Origin of the sequence: Mycolicibacterium sichuanense, from assembly GCF_033741125.1 — a bacterium.
In the GTDB taxonomy this organism is placed as follows: Bacteria; Actinomycetota; Actinomycetes; order Mycobacteriales; family Mycobacteriaceae; genus Mycobacterium.
Genome location: NZ_JAWQPU010000002.1, coordinates 197,223 through 220,755, shown reverse-complemented (window position 1 = coordinate 220,755; position 23,533 = coordinate 197,223). Strand labels below are relative to the sequence as shown.

At 68.6% G+C, this 23,533-nt stretch carries 24 protein-coding genes; 11 read left to right on the top strand and 13 right to left on the bottom strand.

All coding sequences use genetic code 11. From position 1 onward, the window contains the following. Positions 1-50: 50 nt before the first annotated feature. Entirely contained in the window at positions 51-2,078 is a 2,028-nt protein-coding gene (locus tag SBI80_RS07905; protein WP_318973921.1) for a heavy metal translocating P-type ATPase, read from the bottom strand. An 86-nt stretch (positions 2,079-2,164) separates the two neighbouring features. Here SBI80_RS07905 and SBI80_RS07900 point away from each other — a divergent pair, with 86 nt between their 5' ends. Both SBI80_RS07900 and aqpZ read left to right on the top strand, forming a co-directional pair. After that, a complete protein-coding gene (locus SBI80_RS07900) occupies positions 2,165-3,580 on the top strand; it encodes a chloride channel protein (protein WP_318973920.1) in 1,416 nt (471 codons plus the stop codon). Positions 3,581-3,699: 119 nt separating this feature from the next. Further along, positions 3,700-4,458, top strand: coding sequence for an aquaporin Z (gene aqpZ, locus SBI80_RS07895; protein WP_318973919.1), 759 nt, complete (start codon positions 3,700-3,702; stop codon positions 4,456-4,458). A gap of 19 nt (positions 4,459-4,477) precedes the next feature. Here the strand turns inward: aqpZ and SBI80_RS07890 are convergent, their stop codons facing one another. After that, positions 4,478-5,035, bottom strand: a complete 558-nt coding sequence (locus tag SBI80_RS07890) for a Dps family protein (protein WP_318973918.1) — start codon at positions 5,033-5,035, stop codon at positions 4,478-4,480. A gap of 79 nt (positions 5,036-5,114) precedes the next feature. On the opposite strand from SBI80_RS07890, the gene SBI80_RS07885 reads away from it, so the two are divergent. Next, positions 5,115-5,762 (top strand): DUF2461 domain-containing protein, encoded by a 648-nt coding sequence (locus tag SBI80_RS07885; protein ID WP_318973917.1) that lies wholly within the window; start codon positions 5,115-5,117, stop codon positions 5,760-5,762. On the opposite strand, the gene SBI80_RS07880 is transcribed toward SBI80_RS07885, so the two are convergent. Both SBI80_RS07880 and SBI80_RS07875 read right to left on the bottom strand, forming a co-directional pair. Beyond that, positions 5,759-6,619 (bottom strand): DNA-3-methyladenine glycosylase family protein, encoded by an 861-nt coding sequence (locus SBI80_RS07880; protein ID WP_318974370.1) that lies wholly within the window; start codon positions 6,617-6,619, stop codon positions 5,759-5,761. The genes SBI80_RS07885 and SBI80_RS07880 overlap by 4 nt on opposite strands. 73 nt (positions 6,620-6,692) lie before the next feature. Then, entirely contained in the window at positions 6,693-7,064 is a 372-nt protein-coding gene (locus SBI80_RS07875; protein ID WP_318973916.1) for a DUF427 domain-containing protein, read from the bottom strand. Positions 7,065-7,123: 59 nt separating this feature from the next. On the opposite strand from SBI80_RS07875, the gene SBI80_RS07870 reads away from it, so the two are divergent. Continuing rightward, positions 7,124-7,603 (top strand): SRPBCC family protein, encoded by a 480-nt coding sequence (locus tag SBI80_RS07870; RefSeq protein WP_318973915.1) that lies wholly within the window; start codon positions 7,124-7,126, stop codon positions 7,601-7,603. On the opposite strand, the gene SBI80_RS07865 is transcribed toward SBI80_RS07870, so the two are convergent. Beyond that, positions 7,587-8,957 carry an NAD(P)/FAD-dependent oxidoreductase gene (locus SBI80_RS07865; protein ID WP_318973914.1) on the bottom strand — a complete coding sequence of 457 codons (1,371 nt, stop codon included), beginning with the start codon at positions 8,955-8,957 and terminating at the stop codon, positions 7,587-7,589. The genes SBI80_RS07870 and SBI80_RS07865 overlap by 17 nt on opposite strands. Before the next feature lie 27 nt (positions 8,958-8,984). After that, complete coding sequence (locus SBI80_RS07860; RefSeq protein WP_318973913.1) at positions 8,985-10,340, bottom strand: MFS transporter; 1,356 nt, start codon at positions 10,338-10,340, stop codon at positions 8,985-8,987. A 169-nt stretch (positions 10,341-10,509) separates the two neighbouring features. On the opposite strand from SBI80_RS07860, the gene SBI80_RS07855 reads away from it, so the two are divergent. After that, positions 10,510-13,047: a DEAD/DEAH box helicase gene (locus SBI80_RS07855; RefSeq protein ID WP_318973912.1), complete on the top strand. Its 2,538-nt coding sequence runs from the start codon at positions 10,510-10,512 to the stop codon at positions 13,045-13,047. On the opposite strand, the gene SBI80_RS07850 is transcribed toward SBI80_RS07855, so the two are convergent. Beyond that, complete coding sequence (locus SBI80_RS07850; RefSeq protein WP_318973911.1) at positions 12,951-14,579, bottom strand: HNH endonuclease signature motif containing protein; 1,629 nt, start codon at positions 14,577-14,579, stop codon at positions 12,951-12,953. The two genes, SBI80_RS07855 and SBI80_RS07850, sit on opposite strands and share 97 nt — an antisense overlap. Positions 14,580-14,756: 177 nt before the next feature. Between SBI80_RS07850 and SBI80_RS07845 the strand changes: the two genes are divergently transcribed. Beyond that, positions 14,757-15,224 (top strand): DUF4262 domain-containing protein, encoded by a 468-nt coding sequence (locus tag SBI80_RS07845; RefSeq protein WP_318973910.1) that lies wholly within the window; start codon positions 14,757-14,759, stop codon positions 15,222-15,224. Between the two features lie 14 nt (positions 15,225-15,238). Here SBI80_RS07845 and SBI80_RS07840 read toward each other — a convergent pair whose 3' ends face one another. The 3 genes from SBI80_RS07840 to SBI80_RS07830 all read right to left on the bottom strand — a co-directional run bounded on the left by SBI80_RS07840 (position 15,239) and on the right by SBI80_RS07830 (position 17,331). Next, positions 15,239-15,664, bottom strand: coding sequence for a hypothetical protein (locus tag SBI80_RS07840; RefSeq protein WP_318973909.1), 426 nt, complete (start codon positions 15,662-15,664; stop codon positions 15,239-15,241). Positions 15,665-15,781: 117 nt separating this feature from the next. After that, positions 15,782-16,828, bottom strand: a complete 1,047-nt coding sequence (locus SBI80_RS07835) for an NAD-dependent epimerase/dehydratase family protein (RefSeq protein WP_318973908.1) — start codon at positions 16,826-16,828, stop codon at positions 15,782-15,784. Beyond that, on the bottom strand, positions 16,825-17,331 hold the full coding sequence (locus SBI80_RS07830; protein ID WP_318973907.1) for a nuclear transport factor 2 family protein: 507 nt from the start codon (positions 17,329-17,331) through the stop codon (positions 16,825-16,827). The genes SBI80_RS07835 and SBI80_RS07830 overlap by 4 nt, the downstream gene beginning before the upstream one ends. 56 nt (positions 17,332-17,387) lie before the next feature. Between SBI80_RS07830 and SBI80_RS07825 the strand changes: the two genes are divergently transcribed. Genes SBI80_RS07825 through msrA form a run of 3 tightly spaced genes read left to right on the top strand, consistent with a single transcriptional unit; the run spans position 17,388 to position 19,322 of the window. Continuing rightward, entirely contained in the window at positions 17,388-18,296 is a 909-nt protein-coding gene (locus tag SBI80_RS07825; RefSeq protein ID WP_318973906.1) for an alpha/beta fold hydrolase, read from the top strand. 46 nt (positions 18,297-18,342) lie between these two features. Further along, positions 18,343-18,813: a peptide-methionine (R)-S-oxide reductase MsrB gene (gene msrB / locus SBI80_RS07820; RefSeq protein WP_318973905.1), complete on the top strand. Its 471-nt coding sequence runs from the start codon at positions 18,343-18,345 to the stop codon at positions 18,811-18,813. Further along, positions 18,810-19,322 (top strand): peptide-methionine (S)-S-oxide reductase MsrA, encoded by a 513-nt coding sequence (gene msrA, locus SBI80_RS07815; protein WP_318973904.1) that lies wholly within the window; start codon positions 18,810-18,812, stop codon positions 19,320-19,322. The genes msrB and msrA overlap by 4 nt, the downstream gene beginning before the upstream one ends. Before the next feature lie 7 nt (positions 19,323-19,329). On the opposite strand, the gene SBI80_RS07810 is transcribed toward msrA, so the two are convergent. Next, positions 19,330-20,688 carry a cytochrome P450 gene (locus SBI80_RS07810; RefSeq protein WP_413232673.1) on the bottom strand — a complete coding sequence of 453 codons (1,359 nt, stop codon included), beginning with the start codon at positions 20,686-20,688 and terminating at the stop codon, positions 19,330-19,332. 99 nt (positions 20,689-20,787) lie between these two features. Here SBI80_RS07810 and SBI80_RS07805 point away from each other — a divergent pair, with 99 nt between their 5' ends. Beyond that, complete coding sequence (locus SBI80_RS07805; RefSeq protein ID WP_318973903.1) at positions 20,788-21,405, top strand: TetR/AcrR family transcriptional regulator; 618 nt, start codon at positions 20,788-20,790, stop codon at positions 21,403-21,405. On the opposite strand, the gene SBI80_RS07800 is transcribed toward SBI80_RS07805, so the two are convergent. Further along, positions 21,402-21,971, bottom strand: a complete 570-nt coding sequence (locus SBI80_RS07800; RefSeq protein WP_318973902.1) for a TetR/AcrR family transcriptional regulator — start codon at positions 21,969-21,971, stop codon at positions 21,402-21,404. The genes SBI80_RS07805 and SBI80_RS07800 overlap by 4 nt on opposite strands. Positions 21,972-22,024: 53 nt before the next feature. Between SBI80_RS07800 and SBI80_RS07795 the strand changes: the two genes are divergently transcribed. Continuing rightward, complete coding sequence (locus SBI80_RS07795) at positions 22,025-22,699, top strand: class I SAM-dependent methyltransferase (protein WP_318973901.1); 675 nt, start codon at positions 22,025-22,027, stop codon at positions 22,697-22,699. On the opposite strand, the gene SBI80_RS07790 is transcribed toward SBI80_RS07795, so the two are convergent. Next, positions 22,696-23,463 (bottom strand): DUF2127 domain-containing protein, encoded by a 768-nt coding sequence (locus SBI80_RS07790; RefSeq protein WP_318973900.1) that lies wholly within the window; start codon positions 23,461-23,463, stop codon positions 22,696-22,698. The genes SBI80_RS07795 and SBI80_RS07790 overlap by 4 nt on opposite strands. Positions 23,464-23,533 lie beyond the last annotated feature (70 nt).

The window sequence follows — 23,533 nt, the reverse complement described above, 5'->3', positions numbered from 1 at the left end:
TGGTGCAAGAATGCGTTTAGAATAATTTGCTCGAAAGCCTGATTGGATTCTTAGACACGGGTACTGGTCAGCGCGGCGACGCCAGCGGCCGGACTCAGGTCCATTCGCCGTAGCAACTGTGCATTCAGCGCCACCACGACCGTGGACAACGACATCAGCAGCGCACCCACCGACATGGGCATGACGAACCCGATCGGCGCCAGCACGCCTGCCGCCAGCGGCACCGCGATTAGGTTGTAACCCGCTGCCCACCAGAGGTTTTGCTGCATCTTGCGGTACGACGCGCGGGACAGGGCGATCACCGAGAGTACCGAGCGGGGATCGGAACTGGCCAGGATCACCCCGGCCGAGGCAATCGCGACGTCGGTACCCGCACCGATGGCCATCCCGACGTCGGCCAGCGCCAGCGCGGGCGCGTCATTCACGCCGTCGCCCACCATGGCCACCACGAGACCTTCGTCTCGTAGTTCGGCGACCTTCGCCGACTTGTCCCGCGGTCGCACCCCGGCGAAGACCCGATCGATCCCGAGCTGGTCGGCCACCGACCGCGCCACGGGCTCCGCGTCACCGGTGATCATGACGACCTCGACGCCGATGGCCCGCAGCGCGGCCACCGCCTGCCGCGACTCGGGGCGGATCTCGTCGGCCAGAGCCAACGCCCCCACGACTACTCCGTCGTCCACGACGTGCAGCACGGTCGCACCGTCGTCGCGCCACTGGCGGGTGGCGGCCAGCTCGGCCTGCCCCAACTCCGCGAGCAGCGCAGGACCGCCGACCCGGATCCGATGACCGGCCACGACGGCGTGCACACCCAGCCCTGGGCTCGAACCGAACCCGGTGGCCTCGGGTACCGACAGCTGCCGTGCCACCGCCTCGGCGACGACGGCGCGGGCCAGGGGATGCTCGGAGTCCGACTCCGCGGCCGCGGCCAGCGCGAGCACGGTCGACGGGTCGCCATCGACCGCTACGACCCCGAGGACGGTGGGTTCGCCCCTGGTCAGGGTGCCCGTCTTGTCGAAGAGCACGGCATCGACGTTGCGCATGCCCTCGAGCGCCAGGCGGTCCTTGACCAGCACGCCACCGCGGGCGGCTCGCTCGGTCGCGATGGACACCACCAGAGGGATGGCCAGCCCGAGGGCATGCGGGCAGGCGATGACCAGCACCGTGATGGTCCGGGTCACCGCGTCCTGGGGGCTGCCCGCGACCGACCAGACCACCGCGGTCAGCACGGCCGCACCCAGCGCGAACCAGAACAGCCAGCCCGCCGCGCGGTCGGCCAGGCGCTGCGCGCGCGACGTCGAGTTCTGCGCATCGGCGACCAGCCGCTGGATGCCGGCCAGGGCGGTGTCGGCGCCGACGGCGGTGACCTCGATCCTGATGCCCGAATCGGTCGCCACGGTCCCGGCCACGACACCGTCACCCACGCCGCGGCGGGCCGGCCGGGATTCGCCCGTCACCATCGACTCGTCGATCTCTGCGGTGCCTGCCACGATCCGACCGTCGGCGGGGACGCTGCCGCCGGGGCGCACGATCGCGACGTCGCCGACCACCAGTTCGGCCGGGGACACCGTCGTGACGACCTCGCCGCCGCCGGGCTCGCGGCGCACCAGCTCGGCCTCGTCGGGCAGCAGCGCCGCCAGCGAGTCCAGCGCCGAGGCAGCCTGCGCGAGCGAGCGCATCTCGATCCAGTGCCCCAGCAGCATGATCACGATGAGCAGCGCCAGCTCCCACCAGAAGTCCAGCTCGTGGTGCAGCAGGCCGAGCACCGCACCCCACGACGCCACGAACGCGACCGTGATCGCCAGGGCGATCAGGAGCATCATTCCCGGTGTCCGAGAACGGATCTCCGAGAGCGCACCGGCGAGGAAGGGCCGTCCGCCCCACAGGTACATCACCGTGCCCACGACGGGCGAGACCCACTGCACGCCGGGGAGGTCGGGCACTGCGTAGCCCACGATCATCGCGAACATTCCCGACAGGGCCACCGTGGGCACGGCCAGCACCACCATGATCCAGAAGAGCCTGCGGAACTGGGCCACGTGGCCCCCGTGGTGCGCGTGGTCCCGATGCTCGGTCATGGCGCCATCATATACCCCCTGGGGGTATGCTGACGGCGCCTTCCCTCGGCACCCGCTCGTCCCGACGCCGCTGCTAGCATCCGGTCATGGGCCTAGCGCGCGGCACCGGTGGCCGCTTGGGCGCCTTCGTCAGGACGTCGGGATACCTGCGCAAGTGGCTGATCCTCGGGATCGCGATCGGCGTCATCGCCGGCCTCGGCGCGGTGGTCTTCTACCTGGCGCTGGAGTACGCGGGGCGGTACCTGCTCGGTGACCTCGGCGGTTACCGGCCGCCCACCCCCGCCGCCGAGGGCGGCAGCCCGGGCTCGGCGGGGTTCGCCCGGCCGTGGGCCATCCCGCTGGTCACCTTCGGCGGTGCTCTGGTGTCGGCGTTCCTCGTGGCCAAGTTCGCCCCCGAGGCCGAGGGCCACGGCACCGACAGCGCGATCGAAGCCGTGCACACCGATCCGCGGTCCATTCGGGCACGTGCCGTGCTGGTCAAGATGATCTCCAGTGCGCTAACCATCGGATCGGGTGGCTCGGCGGGCCGCGAGGGACCAACCGCCCAGATCTCGGCGGGTTTCGGCTCGCTGCTGGCCCGCCGGCTGGATCTCTCCGACGTCGACGGCCGCGTGGCGGTGTCCCTCGGCATCGGTTCCGGCATCGGCGCCATCTTCGGGGCCCCGCTGGGCGGTGCGGTGCTCGCCGCCTCCATCGTCTACCGCGAGGACTTCGACTACCGCTCCCTGGTGCCCGGCTTCATCACCTCGGGCACCGCGTACGCCGTCTACGGCGCGTTCTTCGGCTATCAACCGCTGTTCGGGTTCGTCGCCCCCGACTATGAATTCGTGCCCGGCCAGCTCGGGTGGTTCCTGCTCATCGGCCTCGTCTCGGCCGGTGTCGGTTACCTCTACGCCAGGGTCTTCTACGGCACCGTGGCCCTCACCCGGCGACTGCCCGGCGGCAAGATCGTCAAGCCGGCCATCGGCGGGTTGCTGGTCGGCCTGCTGGCACTGCTCATCCCGCAGATCCTGGCGAGCGGCTACGGCTGGGTCCAGCTGGCGTCGGCCCGGGAGACGCTGCTGACGATCCCGCTCTGGATCGTGCTCGTCCTGCCGTTCGCCAAGATCCTCGCCACCTCGCTATCGATCGGCAGCGGCGGCTCCGGCGGCATCTTCGGACCCGGCATGGTCATCGGCGGATTCGTCGGTGCGGCGATCTGGCGACTGGCCGACCTCGCAGGCCTGCCCGGAATCCCGGACGGCCCCGGCGTGTTCGTCATCGTCGCCATGATGGCGTGCTTCGGCAGCGTCGCCCACGCGCCCCTGGCCGTGATGATCATGGTCGCCGAGATGACGGGGTCGTTCTCGGTGCTGCCCGGCGCGATGATCACCGTCGGGATCGCCTATCTGATCATCACCCGCACCAGCGTCTCGATCTACCGGTCCCAACGGTTGAATCGCGAGAGCGCCGAAGCCGAACGCCGCGGCGAAGCCAAGGTCGTCAAGGACGAGTTCGAGTAAACCCGGCCCGACGTCACCATCGGGACAAGATTCGGATACGGAACTCCTCGAATCGGCTGAGCACGTGCGACCCTCGAAATCTGGCAGTCCAAGGACGCACTGCCGAGGAGGGCGTGCTCATGACGACACCGACCATGCTGCATCGACTTGCCGCCGAGTTCGTCGGCACCTTCTGGCTGGTCTTAGGGGGTTGTGGCAGCGCCGTATTCGCCGCCAAGTTCCCCTCGGACGGGACCGCGCTCGGCATCGGATTCCTGGGTGTGGCACTGGCATTCGGCCTGACCGTGCTGACCGGCGTCTACGCGTTCGGCACCATCTCAGGTGGCCACTTCAACCCAGCGGTGACACTGGGTGCGGCCATCGCCAAGCGCGTCGAGTGGAGGGCGCTGCCCGGCTACTGGATCACGCAGGTGATCGCAGGCGTGGTGGCGGGTCTGGCGATCTATGTGATCGCCAAGGGCAAGGACGGCTGGACGGCCGAGGGCAACATGGCGGCCAACGGTTTTGGCGCACACTCCCCCGGCGGGTATTCGATGGTGGCGGTGCTCATCACCGAGATCCTGCTGACCGCGATCTTCCTGCTCGTCATCCTCGGTGCCACCGACGACAGGGCGCCAAGGGGCTTCGCGGGCCTGGCGATCGGTCTTACGCTGACACTGATCCACCTCATCTCGATCCCGATCTCCAATACGTCGGTCAACCCCGCCCGGTCCACGGCGGTGGCATTCTTCAACGGAGCCGACGCGCCGGCACAGCTGTGGCTATTCTGGCTAGCGCCGCTGGTGGGTGCCGCGATCGCCGGCGCGGCCTACCCAATCCTGTTCGGTCGCAACGAAGAACTCGCCGACCGACCAGTGCGCGACGACTCCTTGGAGTAGGCAGCCAAACAGCGAGTGCCTAGTTGCCGGGGGCCTTGTCCTTGGCGTTCGCGGCGGCCTTCTGCTCCGTCGGCGCGCCGTCGCTCGAGAGCTGGCCACCGGAGTTCTCCAGGTGTGCCCGCACGAACCACTGGAACTTCTCCAGCTCGCCGGCATGGCCGATCAAGATGTCCTGCGACACCAGGTCGAGCTCGTCGAGCCGCTCGATCGACTTGCGAGTGTCCTCGATCACGCCGGTGTACACCAGATCAAGCGCCGCCAGGTGCGCCGCGACGGTGTCCCGGCCGACCGAGTAGTCATCCCACGTGCGGTCCTTGATGATGGCGCCCGGCGTGCCCTGCGGCGACGCACCGAGCGCCGCGACCCGCTCGGCCACCTCGTCGGCGTACCCGCGGACCAGCTCGACCTGCGGATCGATCATCTCGTGGACGCCGATGAAGTTGGGGCCCACGACGTTCCAGTGCACGTGCTTGAGGGTGAGGTGCAGATCGTTGTAGGTGCTGAGTTGCTTCTGCAACAGATCCGCGACCTCGCGGCCGGCCTGGTCCGTCATCCCGGGAACGGTGAACTGTGGCATGCGATGCCCTCCTTCTTGTCTGACTCCGGAGTACGGCTACCCCCGTCCCTCGTCGGTTACACCCGGATACAGTCACGGCATGACCGAGTCGTCACCAGGATTCGCCGGCTTTCCCGAGGCGGCGCTCGACTTCTACGACGATCTGGAGATCGACAACACCAAGGCGTTCTGGGAGGCGCACCGGGAGGTGTACCAGACCAGCGTCAAGGCGCCGATGACGGCGTTGGTCACGGCCCTGGAGCCGGAGTTCGGCACTGCCAAGGTGTTCCGGCCGTTCCGCGACGTCCGCTTCGCCAAGGACAAGACGCCGTACAAGACCCACCAGGGTGCCTACGTCGGGGTCGGTCCCGCGTGCGGGTGGTATGTCGAGATCGCGGCCCGCGGGGTCCGCACGGGCGCCGGCTTCTACGACGCCAGCAGCTCCGATCTGGGCCGGATCCGGGCGTCGATCGCCAACGAGCTCACCGGCGACCGGCTGCAGAAGCTCCTGGCCAAGCTCACCAGGGCCGGCTTCACGGTCGGTGGCGACCGGCTCAAGACCTCGCCGCGCGGTTACGACGCCGACCATCCGCGCATCGAGCTGCTGCGGCACCGCTCACTGACCGTCACCAAGGACTACGGCTTCGAGCCGGTCATCCACACCCCTGAGTTCGTCGACGCGGTGCGCGCCGACTGGCGGGCGGCGCGTCCATTCGTCGAGTGGGTCGCCGAGCGGCTCGGTGACTAGAGCGCCCGCAGATTCGGAATGGCCTGCCGCGCACCGAACCGCGGATTGCGGGCCATCCCACTGACCTCGAGCAGACGCACGGCCCGAAAGCGATGCGGCCGAAGCGGTTCCAGCAATTCGACCATCTCGTCGTCGTCGATGCGGTGCCCCAGCAGCGTCGAACCGACCACATTGGACAGGTGGTAGTCGCCGATGGACAGCGCGTCGGCGTCCCCCCAGGCGCGCTGCGCGACCTCGGCCGCCGTCCACACCCCGACCCCGGGCAAGGTCATCAGCGCCGAGCGGGCGTCCTCCGGCGGACGGGCGGACAACCGCTCCAGGGCATCGGCCCGCTGAGCGCAACCGACCACCGTGCGGGCCCGGCCGGGATCGACGTTGGCGAGGTGGAACTCCCACGACGGGACCCGCCGCCACACCTCGGCAGGCGGCGGTACCCGCATGCGGGCGGGAGCCGGGCCGGGTGCCGGCGAGCCGTACTTGGTGACCAGCAGCCGCCAGGCGCGAAAGGCGTCCTTGCCGGCCACCCGCTGCTCCAAGACGGCGGGCACGAGCGCCTCCAGCACCCGGTCGGTGCGCCCCAGTCGCAGATGCGGGACCCGGCGGTGGGCCGCGGCGATCGTGGGCTCCTGCGGTGCGAAGCCGGTGACGTCGTCGTGGACGCCCAGCAGCGCGGGCAGCCGTTCGAGGAACTCGCCGGCACCCTCACCCCACGCCTCGCAGTCGACGGTGTGCAAGTCGGACCGCTCGATCCTGGCGGTCACCGGGCCGCTGGGCATCAGGCTGGTCTTCCAGATCGCGCCGTCGACCAGTTGAAGGCAGGGGTCACCGGGACCCCGGCGCTGCGGGGACAGCGTCATCGCCGGGCTGGCGGGCCCGTCGAAGACGACGCTGGCCGAACTGGACACCGCCAAAGGCTAGGTCAGAAACGTCCTAGCCGACGGTGACGTCGGCCTTGTCCGCGTAGAACGCGACGTGACCCGCGATCTGGGCGACGGCCGGGTAGGGCTGCTCGTAGGTCCAGATGACGTCGTCGACGGTGTCGCCCGCGGCGGTCACGTGGTAGTAGTTCGCCTCACCCTTGAACGGGCAGTAGGTGGTGGTGTCGCTGCGCTGCAGCGACGCTGGAGCCACGTCGGCCAGCGGTAGGTACTGCACCGCCGGATAGGTCGATTCCTGCAGGGTCAGCGCATCGTCGGTCTCGGCGACGACCTCGCCGTTGACCCGGACGACGACGTGCCGGCCGGTCGGCGTGACGGTGATGGGGTGCTCGGCGGTGGGCTCGAGGACTACGCGTTCGGTCATGGTCATGCCAACGCGCGAACACCCGACGGGGATTCCTGAGTGCTGGCTACGATCACGCCATGACTGGACCCTCGGCCGCGGCGTCGATCGCCATCTCGGCCAGCTGCGCCGACGTGTACGCCCTGATCACCGACCTGCCGACGATGGCGACGCTGGCCGAGGAGGCCGACGCCATGGTGTGGCACCGCGGTGCCGGCGCCAGCCCCGGTGCGGTGTTCAAGGGCCACAACACCAACCGCGGCAAGACCTGGACCACCAAGTGCACCGTGACCGACGCCGAACCGGGCCGGGTGTTCGCGTTCGACGTGCGGACCGCCGGCATCGTTCCGGTGGCGCACTGGCGCTACGACATCGAACCCATCGACGGAGGCTGCCGGGTGACCGAACAGACCTGGGACCGCCGGCCGGGGTGGATCCGCAAGCCCGCGGAGCTGACGACCGGCGTCAGCGATCGCACCGCGGAGAACGCCAAGAACATCGAGCTGACGCTGCAGCGGCTCAAGGCCAGGGCCGAAGCCGGGCCTACGGCTGCCCGGTGATTTGGTCGGCGACGTCGGCGATCGGCGAGGTGGTGGCGCGGCCAGCGGCTTCCTGCCGGTCGGCGATCCCGTACGCCAGGTACAGGCTTCGGACGCCCAGCCACCGCAGCGGTTCGGGCTCCCAGTTGCGCGACCGGTGTCCGACCCACGGCAGCGCGGTGCGCGGGGTCTTCTCGCCGAGTACCAGGTCGGCCAGCGTGCGGGCGGCCAGATTGGCCGCCGTCACGCCGTGCCCGACGTACCCTCCCGCCCAGCCGAGTCCGGTCGCGCGGTCAAGGTCGACACCCGCCTGCCAGTCCCGCGGAACGGCGAGCACGCCGCACCAGCCGTGGGCGATCGGGACGTCACGCACCTGGGGCAGGACGGTGTGCAGTACTTCGCCGAGCTGGCGGATGGTGCGTTGCGGGACGTGGCCGTCGAGGTCGGTCCGCGAGCCGTAGCGGTAGGGCACGCTGCGGCCGCCGATGGCGATGCGGTCGTCGACGGTGCGCTGGGCGTAGAAGAACCCGTGCGCCGTGTCACCGACCGTCTCGCGGCCGTCCCAGCCGATGGTGTCCCAGACGTCGGCGGGGATCGGCTCGGTGGCGATCATCGAGCTGTTCATCGGCAGCCACCGCCGCCTCAGGCCGGGGAGTGCGGCGGTGAAGCCCTCGGTGGCGCGCAGCACGATGGGTGCCCGGACGGTGCCGCGTGCTGTCGTGGCGCGGCCCGCGGCGATCTCGGTGACCGCGGACATCTCGTAGACGTGCACGCCCATGGCCTCGACGACGTCGGCCAGGCCACGTACCAGCGCCGCCGGCTGGATGCGAGCACAGTGCGGGGTGTGATAGGCCGCCACCACGCCATCGAACCGAATGCGCTGCGCCGCTTCGGCACTCGTCAGTGCGGCGACTCCGTCGTTGCCCCAGGCGCGGTGCTCGGCGAGCTCGGCGGCCAGACGAGCGGCCTGCGCCGGGTTGCGGGCGATGCGCATCGTGCCACCCTTGACGATGCCCGCGTCGATGCCCTCGCGGGCCGCGACGTCGGCGACCTCGTCGATCGACTCGTTCAGCGCGCGCTGCCAGTCGAGCACGCTCTGGCGGCCGTGCTTGCGGGCCATCGCGTGGCGGTCACCGGGAACGAGCCCCGACAACCAACCGCCGTTGCGTCCCGAGGCGCCGAACCCCGCGGTCCGCGCCTCAAGGATGGTGATGCGCAGCGACGGGTCGGCGCGCTTGAGGTAGTAGGCGGTCCACAGACCGGTGTAGCCGGCGCCGACGATGCACACGTCGGCGTCCCGGTTCCCCGGCAACCAGGACCGCGGCGAGGGCAACGCGGCGAACCAGTGCGAGATGCGACCGTTGATGACAGGCACCGATCGATTGTGGCAGGGCGGCCCCACTCAGTGCGGCGTGACCGCCCTGACTCCCGCCCAGGCGCTGCCTTGCTCCCGATCCAGCACGGTGATGCCCTTGTTCTTCAACGCGAAGACGTACACCAGCAGGCTGACGCCGATGACCACCGTGACGTACACGATGAACAGCGTGACGTGATCGGGCTTGGCCGCTTGGTAGAGCATCGGCGCCGTGCCGCCGAACGCCGAGTTCGCCAGCGCGTAGCCCAGTCCGACGCCGAGCGCGCGGATCTCGGCGGGGAACAGTTCGGCCTTGACGATCGCGTTGACCGACGTGTAGCCGGTGATGATCACGTAGCCGACCGCCAGCAGCAGGAAGGCCCACACCACCGACGTGGTCTGCGGCAGATATGTCAGCAGCACCCAGGTGTAGAGCACCCCACCCACCCCGAAGAAGACCAGCAGCGGTTTGCGGCCGACCCGGTCGCTGAGCAACCCGCCGAGCGGTTGCAGCAGCATCAGGAAGATCAGCCCCAGCAGGTTGATCCAGGTGGCCGTCAACGCCCGATCGGAGCCGAACGTCGACTTGACGATCGCCGGCGCGTTGATGCTGTAGGTGTAGAACGCGACCGTCCCGCCCGCGGTGATGAGGAAGACGAGCAGTAGCGAGCGCCAGTGCACGGTGAACAACGCCTTCATCGACCCGGCCGACGGATCCTTGCCCGCCCGCACGGTTTCGAGGTGGGCCTCGCTGAGCGACTCGTCCATGGAGCGCCGAATCCACAGCACCACCAGCGCGGCGATGCCGCCGATGAAGAAGCCGATCCGCCAGCCCCAGGCGCTGAGTGCCTCGGTGTCGAGGAAGTGCAGTGACACCAGCAGGGTCAACTGGGCCAGCACGTGGCCGCCGATCAGCGTGACGTACTGGAACGAGGACAGGAATCCGCGTCGGTTCGCCGTCGCCGCCTCGGACATGTAGGTCGCGGACGTGCCGTATTCACCGCCGGTCGCGAAGCCCTGCACCAGCCTGGCCAGGATCAGCACCACCGCCGCCCAGTAACCAATCACCTCGCGGGTGGGCATGACCGCCACGATGAACGAGCACGCCGACATCACGCTGATGCTCAACATCAGGGCCGACTTTCGGCCGCGCCGGTCGGCGTACCGGCCGAAGAACCAGGAGCCGACCGGGCGCATCACGAACGTCACCGCGAAGATCGCGTAGATGTAGACCGTCGAATTGGTGTCGGCCTTGTCGAAGAACTGCGCCTCGAAGTACGACGCGAAGACGGTGTAGACGTACACGTCGTACCACTCGACGAGGTTGCCCGCCGATCCCCTCGCGGTGTTGAGGACCGCCCGCCGGGTGCTCGTCGGAGCGAGGGTGGGACCGGGCTGGCTCATCTCCGGACGATAACGGATTGGTTCACAGCTTGGTGCCAGGTTCACCATTGGGCGGCGCTCGGATGGGTCTGCAGCCTCGGGCGCAGACGTGGGGCCACTCCCGCGGGAACGCCCGAATTCGACCCGACGCACGGGACGATGACGGCCGTCGGGCACGCTGGTGGTCACGATGCCCCCGCCCGCCCTGCTCGAGGATCCGAGCGATCTGTCCGCCCTGCACGCCAAGGGGGAGGACGCCGACGAGCTGTTCGCCTCCTTCGCCGCGTGGGCCGAGGCCAGCGGCACGGTGCTCTACCCTGCGCAGGAAGAGGCGCTGATCGAGATGGTCAGCGGCGCCAACGTAATCCTCGCGACGCCGACCGGTTCGGGTAAGTCGCTCGTCGCCACCGGTGCGCTGTACGCCGCGCTTGCCGGTCACCGGCGCAGCTTCTACACCGCACCGATCAAGGCGCTCGTCAGCGAAAAGTTCTTTGCGCTCTGCGAAATTTTCGGCGCCGCGAACGTCGGCATGCTGACCGGCGACGCGTCGGTCAACCACGAGGCGCCCATCATCGCCTGCACCGCCGAGGTACTGGCCAATGTCGCGCTGCGCGAGGGGGCCGCCGCCGACATCGGCCTGGTGGTGATGGACGAGTTCCACTTCTACGGCGACCCCGACCGAGGCTGGGCGTGGCAGGTACCGCTGCTGGAACTGCCGCGGGCGCAGTTCCTGCTCATGTCGGCGACGCTCGGCGACGTCACGTTCCTGCGGGAGGACCTCACCCGACGCACTGGACGGCCGACTGCGCTGGTCGCACATGCGGAACGTCCTGTGCCGCTTCATCACTACTACGCCACCACGCCCATGCACGAGACGATCGCCGATCTGCTGAGCTCCAAGCAGGCGCCGATCTACGTCGTGCACTTCACCCAGGCCTCGGCGCTGGAGCGCGCGCAGGCGCTGATGAGCGTCAATGTCAGCAGCAAGGAAGAGAAGGCCGCGATCGCCGAGATGATCGGCGGATTTCGGTTCACCTCTGCCTTCGGGTCCACGTTGTCGCGACTGGTCCGCCATGGCATCGGCGTGCACCATGCCGGGATGCTGCCGAAGTACCGGCGGTTGGTCGAGCAGTTGGCCCAGGCCGGTCTGCTGAAGGTGATCTGCGGTACCGATACGTTGGGTGTCGGCATCAACGTCCCGATCCGCACTGTGGTGTTCTCGGCGTTGTTCAAGTACGACGGCACGCGCACGCGGTTGCTCAACGCCAGGGAGTTCCACCAGATCGCCGGGCGGGCTGGCCGTGCCGGTTACGACACCGCGGGCACCGTGGTGGTGCAAGCGCCCGAGCACGAGGTGGAGAACCTCAAGCAGTTCGCAAAAGTTGCCGACGATCCGAAAAAACGTCGAAAGCTGGTGCGCCGCAAGGTTCCCGAGGGCATGGTGCCGTGGAGCGAATCGACCATGACCCGATTGGTCGAGGCGTCCCCCGAACCCCTGGTCAGCCACATGCGCATCTCCACGGGGATGATTCTCGACGTCGTCGATCGCCCCGGTGACCCGTTCGTGGCGATGCGGCGTCTGCTGACCGACAACCACGAACCGCGCAAGCGTCAACTGCGGTTGATCCGCGAGGCCGTCGGCATCGCGCGCTCGTTGCTGCAGGCCGGCGTCCTCGAACGCCTCGACGAACCCGAGCCCGACGGCCGCCGCTATCGACTCACCGTCGACCTGCCACCGGACTTCGCGCTGAACCAGCCGCTGTCGACCTTCGCACTGGCAGCGATCGACGTGCTCGACGCGGCATCGGAAACCTATGCGCTGGACGTGGTCTCGGTGATCGAGGCGACCCTGGAAGATCCGCGGCAGATCCTGGCCGCCCAGTTGAAGAAGGCCAGGGGTGAGGCCGTGGCCGCGATGAAGGCCGAGGGCATCGAGTACGACGAGCGGATCGCGCTGCTCGACGAGATCACCTACCCCAAACCGCTCGAGGAACTGCTTGGGCACGTGTTCGACGTGTATCTGCAGAGCAATCCATGGGCTGCCGACGGCCGGCTGTCGCCCAAGTCGGTGGTCCGCGAGATGTGGGAGGGGGCGTTCACCTTCCGCGAGTATGTCAGCGTCTACGGGTTGACGCGTTCCGAAGGCGCGGTGCTGCGCTACCTGTCCGACGCCTTCAAGGCGCTGCGCTCCGGCGTCCCGACCACCGCGCGCACCGAGGAGCTCACCGACGTGGTCGAATGGCTCGGTGAGCTGGTCCGCCAGGTGGACTCGAGCCTGCTCGACGAGTGGGAACAGCTCACTAGCCCGGATCAACCGTTGGACATACCCGTCGCAGCGCCCGCGCGTCCGCGACCGCTGACCGGCAATGCGCGCGCCTTCACGGCGATGGTGCGCAACGCCCTGTTCCGTCGCGTCGAACTGTTCGCGCGGCGACGGTGGTACGACCTCGGCCAGTTGGACGCTGATTCCGGATGGACAACCGAGCGCTGGGCGGGCGTCGGCGACGCCTACTTCGCCGAGCACGACGACCTGGCTACCGGTGCTGACGCGCGCGGCCCCGCACTGCTCATCGTCGACCGCCAGCCCGACGTGTGGCGAGTACGGCAGATCCTCGACGACCCCGCCGGTGATCACGACTGGGGCTTCGACGTTGAAGTGGACCTCGAGGCGTCCGACGAGGAGGGCGTCGCCGTCATCCGATTGGTCGACGCGGGACTCCTTGGCTGATGGGCATTCTCGCCGTTCGACCGATTGAGTTCGCGCTCGTCGTCGATACGCCGCCGTCGGTCCTCGGTGCGGGTGCTGGTGCGCCGGGGCATCCTCAGCCCGTTGCTCGCGGCTGACCTCCCGGACGCTGCGGCCAGCACTGGCCCGGTGGGGCGAGACAGACTCGGAAACAGCAGCCGGCTGCCCGGTGTCGTCGTATAGCGTTGCCGCTCAGGCGACTCCCACTGCACCGTGCCGTCGGGAAACTGCGTGTCCCGCCATCCTGACCGGCCACCCCAGAATGTCTTCAGCAGGTGGTGAGTTCGGCACAGACACTTCAGATTCGATGCCTGAGTCGGACCCGCTGGGTACGGAATCGTATGGTCCACATCGCAATTCACCGCTGGCTCGGCGCAGCCGGGGAAGCGGCAATGCAGGTCACGGCAACGCACGAACTCGGCCAACCGCTGAGATGGGGTATATCGCGTCTCGGGTGGCGCGTCACCGGGGTGCACGATGCGGCGAATCGCGGCGCCGCGCACTGCCCGCCGTACGACCGGCCCGGACAGCACCGGCCCGCCCATCACGGAGCCCGGACGCGTGACGGCGAACCTCGGAGGCGTCGGCTGGACGAGTGCCTGCGCCAGCGTCAGCTCCCGTAGCGGCGTCCGGCCGGACCGCCCCGCCGGGCCGCCATCGAGAGCCGCATCCTCTGCAGCCGTGGCCAGGCCTTCATCGGTGACGGTGTCCTCGTTGGCGACGACGTACACCACCGTCGCGATGACGGAGCCGGTGCCGGACTCGGCTGCCGCACCACAGTTCCGCTGGCGGCACGTGCAGTCCAACCGGTCTGCACCGGCGGCCAGTGCGCCGAGCGCATCGGATCTGCGCTGATCGACGGTGCGGGGATCGGCGTCGCACACCGTCGCGGCCAACGCATTCAACCGACGGTCCAAGGCCACCGCGTCGTGGGAGAAGAGACTGCCCCACAGCGATGCCAGCCCCGAGCCATCCTCGGCTCCGATCTCGACCGACCGCGACCGCGCCCGTGACTGCGTGCGACGCAGCGCGTGCGGATCGAATCGGTGCACCCAGTAGTCGATTGCCGCGACGGTCTTCTCCTGCGACATCGGCTCCCAGGTCCGCATTGCCGCGGCGAGCGCCGCATCGACGGCCCGCCGCGCCTCGGGGTCGGTGATCAACGCCGTACGCCATACGATGGTCGACATCAATTGGTAGGAACCCAAACCCGTGCCGAACGCTTCGCGCACCAGTGGCAACCGATCGCGCAACGCGGTGGCCACTAGCAGCTGATGGGAGGCTGCACCCGACGTGATCCGTTGGGCAGCAGCGATCTCGGCGCACACCGCGCTCCAGTTGTCCAGGTACCACTGCTCACGCTCCGCCGACCCCGCGGCGGCATGACGCCTATCCAACACGACGACCACCGCCATCAGGCGGCGCGCGCAAGCGGCCGTCTCGACCCGTGCCCACCCTCGGATTGCCGCCGCCCCTTCGAGCGACTTCGCATCCGTCACCAGTTCTTCGAACATGCGTGCGAATCTATCGTCCGGTTGGACGTCCGCTCGCTCACGAGTCGGCGACAGGCGCTCGTTGTGGATGAACTCGCGATTGTGGACAACTCGCCCCGCAACGCCATTGGACGCCCGCGGTTGTCGGCGGCCCTACGCACACTCGTCTCAAGTATCAAACGGAAAGGCGGGCAGGACATGTGCTGGCAGTGCGATCACCCCGAAGAGGCCCTCGACGACTACCTCGACCTGCTGCGCGGGAAGATCCTGCTCCGCGGATGGATCGTGCAGTGCGTCGAGGACGACCGACATCCCTTCGCCTACACGATCGGCCTGCACGCTCAGGGGTGGCCCGAGCTGCTCGTCACTGGGTTGGCACCCAAGCGGGCGCGATGGTTGTTGAACACCTTCGCCAAGCGCACACGCAGTGATCTCGAACCCGTTGCCGGACAGCAGGTTCGACTTCCCGCCGGCACCCGCCTCGAACTGGTCGAGGTCGCGCACCCCGACGCACACATGGGGATGGCCATCGCCATCGAAGGCAGTGGCATCAGCGCCATGCAACTCGTGTGGGCCGACGACCGCGGGCGGTGGCCCTGGGCGCCGAACTTCGACGACGGGCACCGGCTCCAGCCGGTCCTCGGGGTTCGGGGCCGGCCGGGCTGACCGGTGGCGCCCGCCTACTGGCTGGGCGGGGTCGGCGCCAGCGAGGCGCAGGCCTTGTTCGCCTCGTCCCAGGTCGCCTGGTCGACGCCAGGAGGGATCTGGCCGCTGGACATCGGCGGCGGCCCACCCTGGGCGCCGGGTGGCGGACCCTGCGGTAGCTCACCGTTCGGGCCACCGGGACCTCCTTCCGGAGGTGCGGGGACGCCGTTCTCGGTCAGGCACTTCGAGAACGCGTCGTTGCCCGGTCCCGCCATCGCGGACGTGGACGAAGACGGGGAAGACGTCGTCGATGCGGCAGTCGAGGAAGACCCGGCAGCAGAATTCTTTGCGGTCGTGGATGTTTCACCAGACCCACCGTTGGAGGAACACGCCACGGTGCCGCCGAGCAGGGCGGCGACGACCGCCCCACGCAGCGCGACGCGCAGGCCACGATCGATCACTCTTCCTCCTGAGAAGTAGGTAGTGACGGCAACCGTAGGAGGACAGTATGGGCGTTGCGTGTGGAGTTCTTATGCCTTTGCTTTGGCGGTATCCCACCGAGACGGGGAGGGGCCGTTTTAGCTCGTTTGCTCGGTCTTGCGCTTCGCGTCGCGAAGGCTCACCCAGAACCTGGCAGCCTCGCGGATCGATTCCTCGACGGGACTTGGCTCCCAACCGAGTTCACGCCTGGCCTTGCTGCAGTCCACGGGCGCCTCCGCACGCATCAGGCGCAGCGAGTCGATGGACAGCTTCTCGTCGGCGCCCGTCAGACGCGCCTTGGCGCTGCCGAGCGCGGCCATCGCCCAGGACAGCGCCAACGGGATGGACCGCGTGGGTGGTAGGACGCCGGCGGCCTCCGCTGCGATGCGCACGACCTCGGTGTTGCTGATCATCTTCTCCGAGATCAGGTACCGCTCGCCGATCCGACCCTTCTGCGCCGCGAGAATCAAAGCCCTTGCCGCATCTTCGATTCCGACAGCCTCGAGCTCGACACCATTCATCACGAACGGCATCTTGCCGAAGGCGGCACCGGCGATGATGGCACCGTGCGGGGTCCGCCCCCAGTCGCCTGCGCCGTAGGTGGTGGACACGCACATCGCGATGGCCGGCAAGCCGCGGTCGCGGGCGTACTGCATGACGAGGTTCTCGGCCTGCACTCGCGACCGCACGTACGGGGTGAGCCCGCGGAACCGGTGGGTCGACGACAGCTCACGTTCGGAGATCACGTCGTCCTCGGTGGCGACGCGACCGCGCTTGCGCGCCACCGTCGCGTAGCTGCTGGTGAAGACGAACCGTCGCAGCTCGGCCGCGACCCGTTCCTCGCACGCGACGTCGAGCACGTGCCGTGTGCCGTCGACGTTGGTGCGGAACAGCGGCGCGGGGTCCTTGAGCCAGCCGCGGGTGTCGACGACGCAGTAGTACACGACCTCGCAGCCGATCATCGCCGCGCGGAGGACGTCGGCATCCCAGATGTCGCCGACGAAGCGCGTGACTTCCAGGTCGTCGATGCCGATGGTGTTGGCACCGGCCCGCACCATGGCGCGCACGTCCTGCCCGTCGGCGACCAGCTGCCTGGTCACATGCGAGCCGAGGTATCCGTTGGCGCCGATGACGAGGACGGTCACCGCCGATCACCGAACGTCGTCATCCACTGTGCCGCTTCGTCGGGTAACGTGCCGAGCTCGCAGGCCTTCCGGCACCACTTCACCGTGGCGGCCACGAAGCGAAGCGGGTTGTATACGTCTTCCTGCCGACGCCACTTGCCGTCACCGGCATAGGTGACGATCGAGATGTTGGTGGCGCTGATGATGGTCCCGTCGCCGGGGTCGCGCATCGGATTGTCCAGCTCGCACAGGACGCGGCCGCGCGCTTCGTCGATCACCGTCCACAGCGACGGGAACGACGTCATGTAGCTGCCGGGAAACGTCTCCATCGTCTTCCAGATCCAGCGGCGAACTTCCATGCGACCGTGCATGGTGCCCGCCGCGTGTTCGACGTAGGTGACGTCGTCGGTGTACTGGTCCACCCAGGGATCCCAGTCCCGTGTCTCGGCCGCCCGACCGACCGTGGCTTCGAATCCGGCGAAGGCCTCGACCAGTTCGTCGCGGCTGAAGGTGCTGCCCGTCACACCCAGAACTAGAACACGTTCTACCTGGCTTTGTCGAGCAGTCGTATCGTTCCCACGTGGACGTCCTGCGATTGGCAGCGCTGAGCGCTGCGACGGCGATGCTCACCGCTCCCGTCGCCTCGGCGGACGACGTCGCCGGTCTCGTCGACATCGGTGGCGGACGCAGCCTGTTCCTGAATTGCCAGGGCGAGGGCTCGCCGACGGTGTTCGTCATCCCCGGGAAGGGTGGCTACGCCGAGGCCTGGAATGCGGCCGTGCTGCCCGACGACCCGATCCGATCGTCACCGTATGACCTGATCGAGGAGGCGAAGCTCGACCTGAGTCCCGCATCCACCCAGCCGCTGGTCGCGAAGACCACGCGAATCTGCGTCTACGACCGGCCCGATACCCGGCCCGACGGTGACGCCAAGTCCACTCCGGTGCCGCAACCGCACACCGTCCAGTCCGACGTCGACGACGTCGTGCGGCTGATCGGCGCGGCGCAGCTGCCGACGCCGATGGTCTTCGTCGCCCATTCCTACGGCGGGCTGGTCCTCGACCTGCTCACGCGCGAGCATCCCGAGCTGGTCAGCGGCCTGGTGTTCTCCGAACCCACATCGGAATTCCTTTGGAGCCTCGGCAGACCCGACCAGAACGAGGCGTTCGACGCCGACGGGCAGTCCGTCCCACCCGGTGAGGAGGCCATCCTCGCCCAGAACGCCTTCGCCACCATCGCCGCCGCCCCACCGCTGCCCCGAGTGCCCGCGATCGTACTGAGCGCAGACAGGTTCTCCGCGCCATCGGCGCTCAAGCCAGAGAACTACACCCAGGGGCAGATCCGCCAGGCGAACGACATGCTGGCCGCCGCGCTCGGCACCACCAACGTCGTCGTCCCCGGCACGGGGCACAACCAGATGCTCTATCGACCGCAAGCCATTGCTGACGAGATCGTGACGGTGGTCGACGAGGTCCGTACCGGGAACTAACCCACCGTCGCCCGGGGTTGTACCAGTGCCAACACAAGGAGGACGCGTGGCAGCCAAGAATTCAAGGACCTATGACAAGAACCCCGCGGCAGTGAATGCCCTCTCCCCAGAGCAGTACCAGGTGACGCAGAAGAACGGCACCGAGCGACCATTCACCGGCGAGTACTGGGACAACCACGAACCGGGCATCTACGTCGACGTGGTGTCCGGCGAGCCGCTGTTCGCCTCGACCGACAAGTTCGAGAGCGGCTCGGGCTGGCCGAGCTTCACCAAGCCGATCGACGCCGAGAACGTCGTCGAGAAGCGCGACTTCAGCCACCTGATGCTGCGCACCGAAGTCCGTTCGACGCACGGCGACAGTCACCTCGGCCACGTCTTCGACGACGGGCCGCGCGAAGCCGGAGGGTTGCGCTACTGCATCAACTCCGCTTCGCTGAGATTCATCCACGCCGACGACCTCGAAGCCGAGGGCTACGGCGACTACCGGACGTTGTTCACCGAGGAGGCACAGGCATGACGACCAAGACCGCGATCCTCGCAGGCGGTTGCTTCTGGGGCATGCAGGACTTGATCCGCAAGCAGCCCGGCGTGGTCTCCACGCGCGTCGGCTACACCGGCGGCAAGAACGACCACCCCACCTATCGCAACCATCCCGGGCACGCCGAGGCCATCGAGATCACCTACGACCCCGCGCAGACCGACTACCGCGCCCTGCTGGAGTTCTTCTTCCAGATCCACGATCCGACCACCAAGGACCGTCAGGGCAACGACGTCGGCAGCAGCTACCGGTCGGCGATCTTCTACCTCGACGACGAGCAGAAGGCCGTGGCACTGGACACCATCGCCGACGTCGAGGCCTCGGGACTGTGGCCCGGCAAAGTCGTCACCGAAGTGACCCCCGCGGTCGAGTTCTGGCAGGCCGAGCCCGAGCACCAGGACTACCTCGAGCGCTACCCCAACGGGTACACCTGCCACTTCCCGCGCGCCGGCTGGAAGCTGCCGAAGCGCGAAACCGCCTCGCAGTAGCGCTGTTTCAGCGGCCGGGCCGGCGGCGCAGCACGATGCGTCCGCCGGCCTTCGGCGTGTAGGCCACCCCGCGGGAGTGGACCTTCTCGTCGGGCGCAGTGGTGGTCTCGATGGTGAAGTGCCGCAGAACCGTTCGCAGCACTACGTCCATCTCCACGTTGGCGAACGCCGCCCCGACGCAGCGGCGGGTGCCACCGCCGAAGGGAATGAACGCAAACGTCGGAGGACGTTGGCCGACGTACCGCTGCGGGTCGAAGCGCTCGGGATTCTCGAAGTCCTCGGCACGACCGTGGATGTAGTCGATCGCCACGAAGATCGACCACCCGCGCGGAATCACCCATTCGCCGAGCTCGAAGGCCGGGGTGTACACGTGTCGGCCCGCGAAGTCGATCACCGTGCGGGCGCGCTGCACCTCGAGGATGGTGGCTTGCCGGTACTCGTTGTCGTCGGAGTCGGCCTCCTCGACGAGCTTGGCCAGCACCTCGGGGTGCCGGGTGATTCGCTCCATCGCCCAGGCCAGCGTGGACGCCGTGGTCTCGTGCCCCGCCGCAAGCAGCGTCAGCAGTTCGTCGCCGATGTCGCGGCGGGACATCGGCGAACCGTCCTCGTAGCTGCTGCGCAGCAAGAGGGTCAGGATGTCGTCGCGCGTCTCGAAGTCCGGGTCTGCCCGGACCGTGTCGATCAACCGCTCGATCACCGCGTCGTACTGCCGACGGTAGGCGGCCAGCCGACCCCACGGGGTGAACCGGCCATAGGTGCGCGACGGCGACGGCAGCACGGCGAGCTTCGAGCCCAGCGTCACCCACGGCGGGATGATGCGGCGCAGCTCGTCGAGCTGCTCACCCTCGGCACCGAACACCGCCCGCAGGATCACGTTCAGGGTGATCCGCATCATCGGCTCGAGGGAGGCGAATTCCTCGTCATCGGGCCAGGACGCCGACTCGCGCAGCGTCTCCTCTTCGAAGATCGCCTCGTAGTTCTTGATGCTCTTGCCATGGAAGGGCGGCGTCAGCAGCTTGCGGCGCTGCTTGTGCTCGGCGCCATCGAGGGCGAACACCGAACCCGAGCCGAGGATGCGGCTGAGGTTGGGCTGAATGTTGCCGACGTCGTCGGTGTTGGCCGAGAACAGCTGCTTGGCGATCTGCGGGTTGGCGACGGTCACCATCTTGCCGAACACCGGCACCGACAGCGCGAAGACCTCGCCGTGGCGGCGCACCATCCACTCGACCATCCGGCGTCGCGAGGCGACGAAGCCCACGGCCTGCAGGAACGGGGGCAGTCGCGGCGTCGGAGGCAGCTTGATCTCGCGCGGGGTGTCGACCGCGGGCGCAGCTACGAGGGTGGACGCGAGGGTGGATTCGGTCACTGCGCACTCCAAACTGTCGTGGTACCACGTCGTACCGCTCCGTGGTGTTGTACGGTACCGCCTAGTACCAGCAAACGCAAGGGCCGGAGGCGATCTCGAATGACCAGCGCGGCATCCGCCGTCGACGACGGATCTCCGGAGGGCTCGGCCACGGCATTCCGCCGGCGGCTGCTCGACGGTCTCGCCGACTCGATCGCCGAGCGCGGCTACCGCGCCACCACCGTCGCCGACGTGGTTCGCGGGGCGAAGACCTCCAAGCGCACCTTCTATGACGAGTTCGCCAGCAAGGAGCAGTGCTTCGTAGAACTGCTGCACGCCAACAACGACGACCTGATCGCCCACATCACCGCCGCGGTCGCCCCCGACGCGACTCCCGACGAGCAGGTGCACGCCGCGGTCGGCGCCTACGTCGAGCACATCGAGTCGCGGCCCGCGATCACACTGAGCTGGATTCGCGAGGCGCCGGCACTCGGTGACCTGGCCCGCCCGCTCAACCGCGCGGCCATGCAGCGGCTCACCGACATGCTCGTCGGCATCAGCACCAGTCCTGGGTTCCAGCGGGCCGGCCTGGAGCCCATCTCGCGGTCCCTGGCGCTGATCCTGCTCGGCGGCATGCGCGAACTAACCGCCCTGCTGGTCGAGGACGGCCAGGACGTGAGAGGCATCGTCGAACCCGCGGTGACCGCGGCCCGCGCCATCCTGGGCCTGCGCGACTAGCTCAGGATCAGCCGGGCCGACTTCTCGAGGCGACGGGCGATCTCCTGGTAGGTGGCGTACCCCATGCCCACCCGTACCAGCGCTCCGGCGTAGAGCATCTCCAGCGAATCGATGACGTCCTCGTCGACGTCCTGACCAAGGGCCGCCGCCAACCGAGCCCGGATGTCACGTCCGATCCGTTGCCGCAGCACCTCGACGTCGGGATCCTTGCCGAGCAGGGCGTTGGTCACCGCACCGGCGAACTCGGGCTCGTCCGCGACGAGCAGGGAGATGTGCTGAAGGACGTCGATGACCCGGGTGGCGGGGTCATCCGACTCGTGTGGCACCGGAGGAGCGCCGGCGAGCCGGCGCCAGAACACCTCCGCAACGAGGTGTTCCTTCGACGAGAAGTAGGTGTAGGCGGTTGCCGAGCCGACGCCGGCCTCGGCGGCCACCCGCCGTACGGTCAGGCCGGCGAACCCCTCCCGGCCGAGCATTTCGACCGCGGCTCTGCCGAGACGCTCGACGGTGTCGGCCTGCTTGGCGGTCAGACGGCGCCGAGTCGACTCCAGAGCCGGATCGGACACATGTCCGGACGCTACTACAACTGACCTTGACCAGCAACGGTAAGTTGGCCGTCATGAGCACCACCGAGACTGCCCTGCCGCCGCCCGCCGCGCGACTCTTTGCCCTCGCCGAGCAGGTCACGGGGTTCATGCCGGCCGACGAAGGGCGGGCGCTCTACGATGCCGCGGTCCGATATCTGGGCGACGGCACCGCGGTCGAGATCGGCACCTACTGCGGGAAGTCGACCGTGCTGCTCGGGGCCGCCGCCCAGCAGACCGGCGGCGTGCTCTTCACCATCGACCACCACCACGGCTCCGAGGAGCACCAGCCGGGGTGGGAGTACCACGACACCTCGATGGTCGACCCAGTCACCGGCCTGTTCGACACGCTGCCCACCCTGCGCCACACCCTGGACGCCGCCGGGCTGGATGACCACGTCGTCGCGGTGGTCGGCAAGTCCTCGGTGGTGGCCCGGTCGTGGCTCAGCCCGCTGCAGCTGCTCTTCATCGACGGCGGGCACACCGACGCCGCGGCCCAGCAGGACTTCGACGGGTGGGCGCGGTGGGTCGCCGTCGGCGGCGCGCTGGTGATCCACGACGTGTTCCCCGACCCCAACGACGGGGGCCAGGCGCCGTACCGCGTCTACCGCCGCGCGCTGGACACCGGCGCGTTCCGGGAGGTGTCGGCGCTGGGGTCGATGCGGATCCTGGAACGCGTGACCGGGACGCCCGGGCAGGCGCTGGACTAACCCCCTGCCGCGGCCCGCTCGACGTCGAGGAGCTGCTCGCCACGGCGTTCCGCGTCGTACGCCTTGCGCCCGCCGCGCAACCCGAACAGCCGCTTCGAGAACAGTAGGTAGATCACGGCCGCCACGTTGATGGCGAACGCCAGCACGCGGGTCGTCGTGATCCCCTTCGACACCAGGTCGTAGACCTCGAGCGGCAGGAAGACCGACGTCGCGACGACGGCGAAGTACTCGCCCCACCGCACCAGCAACCACAGCCCGACGCCCTCGACCAGCTCGAGCACGGCGTAGACCACCAGCGCCAGCGTGATGAGGGTCAGAGTGGACGGTTTGGCGGCCAGCGCCTTCTCCAGCTCGTGCACCGCCGTCATCTGGTCGACCTGGATGCCCGCGTTGCGCAGCAGCGGCAGGTCGCGGTCGAACGCTGCCTGGATGGAACCCTGCGCCCCGTGGAACGTCCACACCGCGTAGGCCGCCAGCGCGATCAGCACCGCCCGAATCCAGCGCTCGACGGCCAGCGCACGCAGGATGATGGCCTGACGCAGTGCCTTGCCGCGGATGACGAGTGGAGCGTCGTCCGCCGGTCCGCGGCCGTGCGGCGGGCCGATGACGAAGTCCCCGCAGCGCAGACACCGCCAGACCTCGCCGAGCCCGGTGGTTCCGCTGAGCCGGGCCGCCAGCGCCTCGTCGTCGGGGGCATAGGTGACGTGGCCCCGGCGCGCGCAGGTGCGCAACTCCCACAGATTGGCGTCCAAGAGTCCACGCATGGACGAAACGCTACTCACCCTGGCTGGGCGCGTCCTTCGGGCATAATTTGCTCACCGACAGTGGGGGTCG

Excerpts from the sequence above, each read along its gene's own strand:
- SBI80_RS07905 (WP_318973921.1), bottom strand. The coding sequence starts at position 2,078 with ATGACCGAGCATCGGGACCACGCGCACCACGGGGGCCACGTGGCCCAG.
- SBI80_RS07900 (WP_318973920.1), top strand. The coding sequence starts at position 2,165 with ATGGGCCTAGCGCGCGGCACCGGTGGCCGCTTGGGCGCCTTCGTCAGG.
- aqpZ (WP_318973919.1), top strand. The coding sequence starts at position 3,700 with ATGACGACACCGACCATGCTGCATCGACTTGCCGCCGAGTTCGTCGGC.
- SBI80_RS07890 (WP_318973918.1), bottom strand. The coding sequence starts at position 5,035 with ATGCCACAGTTCACCGTTCCCGGGATGACGGACCAGGCCGGCCGCGAG.
- SBI80_RS07885 (WP_318973917.1), top strand. The coding sequence starts at position 5,115 with ATGACCGAGTCGTCACCAGGATTCGCCGGCTTTCCCGAGGCGGCGCTC.
- SBI80_RS07880 (WP_318974370.1), bottom strand. The coding sequence starts at position 6,619 with ATGACGCTGTCCCCGCAGCGCCGGGGTCCCGGTGACCCCTGCCTTCAA.
- SBI80_RS07875 (WP_318973916.1), bottom strand. The coding sequence starts at position 7,064 with ATGACCGAACGCGTAGTCCTCGAGCCCACCGCCGAGCACCCCATCACC.
- SBI80_RS07870 (WP_318973915.1), top strand. The coding sequence starts at position 7,124 with ATGACTGGACCCTCGGCCGCGGCGTCGATCGCCATCTCGGCCAGCTGC.
- SBI80_RS07860 (WP_318973913.1), bottom strand. The coding sequence starts at position 10,340 with ATGAGCCAGCCCGGTCCCACCCTCGCTCCGACGAGCACCCGGCGGGCG.
- SBI80_RS07855 (WP_318973912.1), top strand. The coding sequence starts at position 10,510 with ATGCCCCCGCCCGCCCTGCTCGAGGATCCGAGCGATCTGTCCGCCCTG.
- SBI80_RS07850 (WP_318973911.1), bottom strand. The coding sequence starts at position 14,579 with ATGTTCGAAGAACTGGTGACGGATGCGAAGTCGCTCGAAGGGGCGGCG.
- SBI80_RS07845 (WP_318973910.1), top strand. The coding sequence starts at position 14,757 with ATGTGCTGGCAGTGCGATCACCCCGAAGAGGCCCTCGACGACTACCTC.
- msrA (WP_318973904.1), top strand. The coding sequence starts at position 18,810 with ATGACGACCAAGACCGCGATCCTCGCAGGCGGTTGCTTCTGGGGCATG.
- SBI80_RS07805 (WP_318973903.1), top strand. The coding sequence starts at position 20,788 with ATGACCAGCGCGGCATCCGCCGTCGACGACGGATCTCCGGAGGGCTCG.
- SBI80_RS07795 (WP_318973901.1), top strand. The coding sequence starts at position 22,025 with ATGAGCACCACCGAGACTGCCCTGCCGCCGCCCGCCGCGCGACTCTTT.
- SBI80_RS07790 (WP_318973900.1), bottom strand. The coding sequence starts at position 23,463 with ATGCGTGGACTCTTGGACGCCAATCTGTGGGAGTTGCGCACCTGCGCG.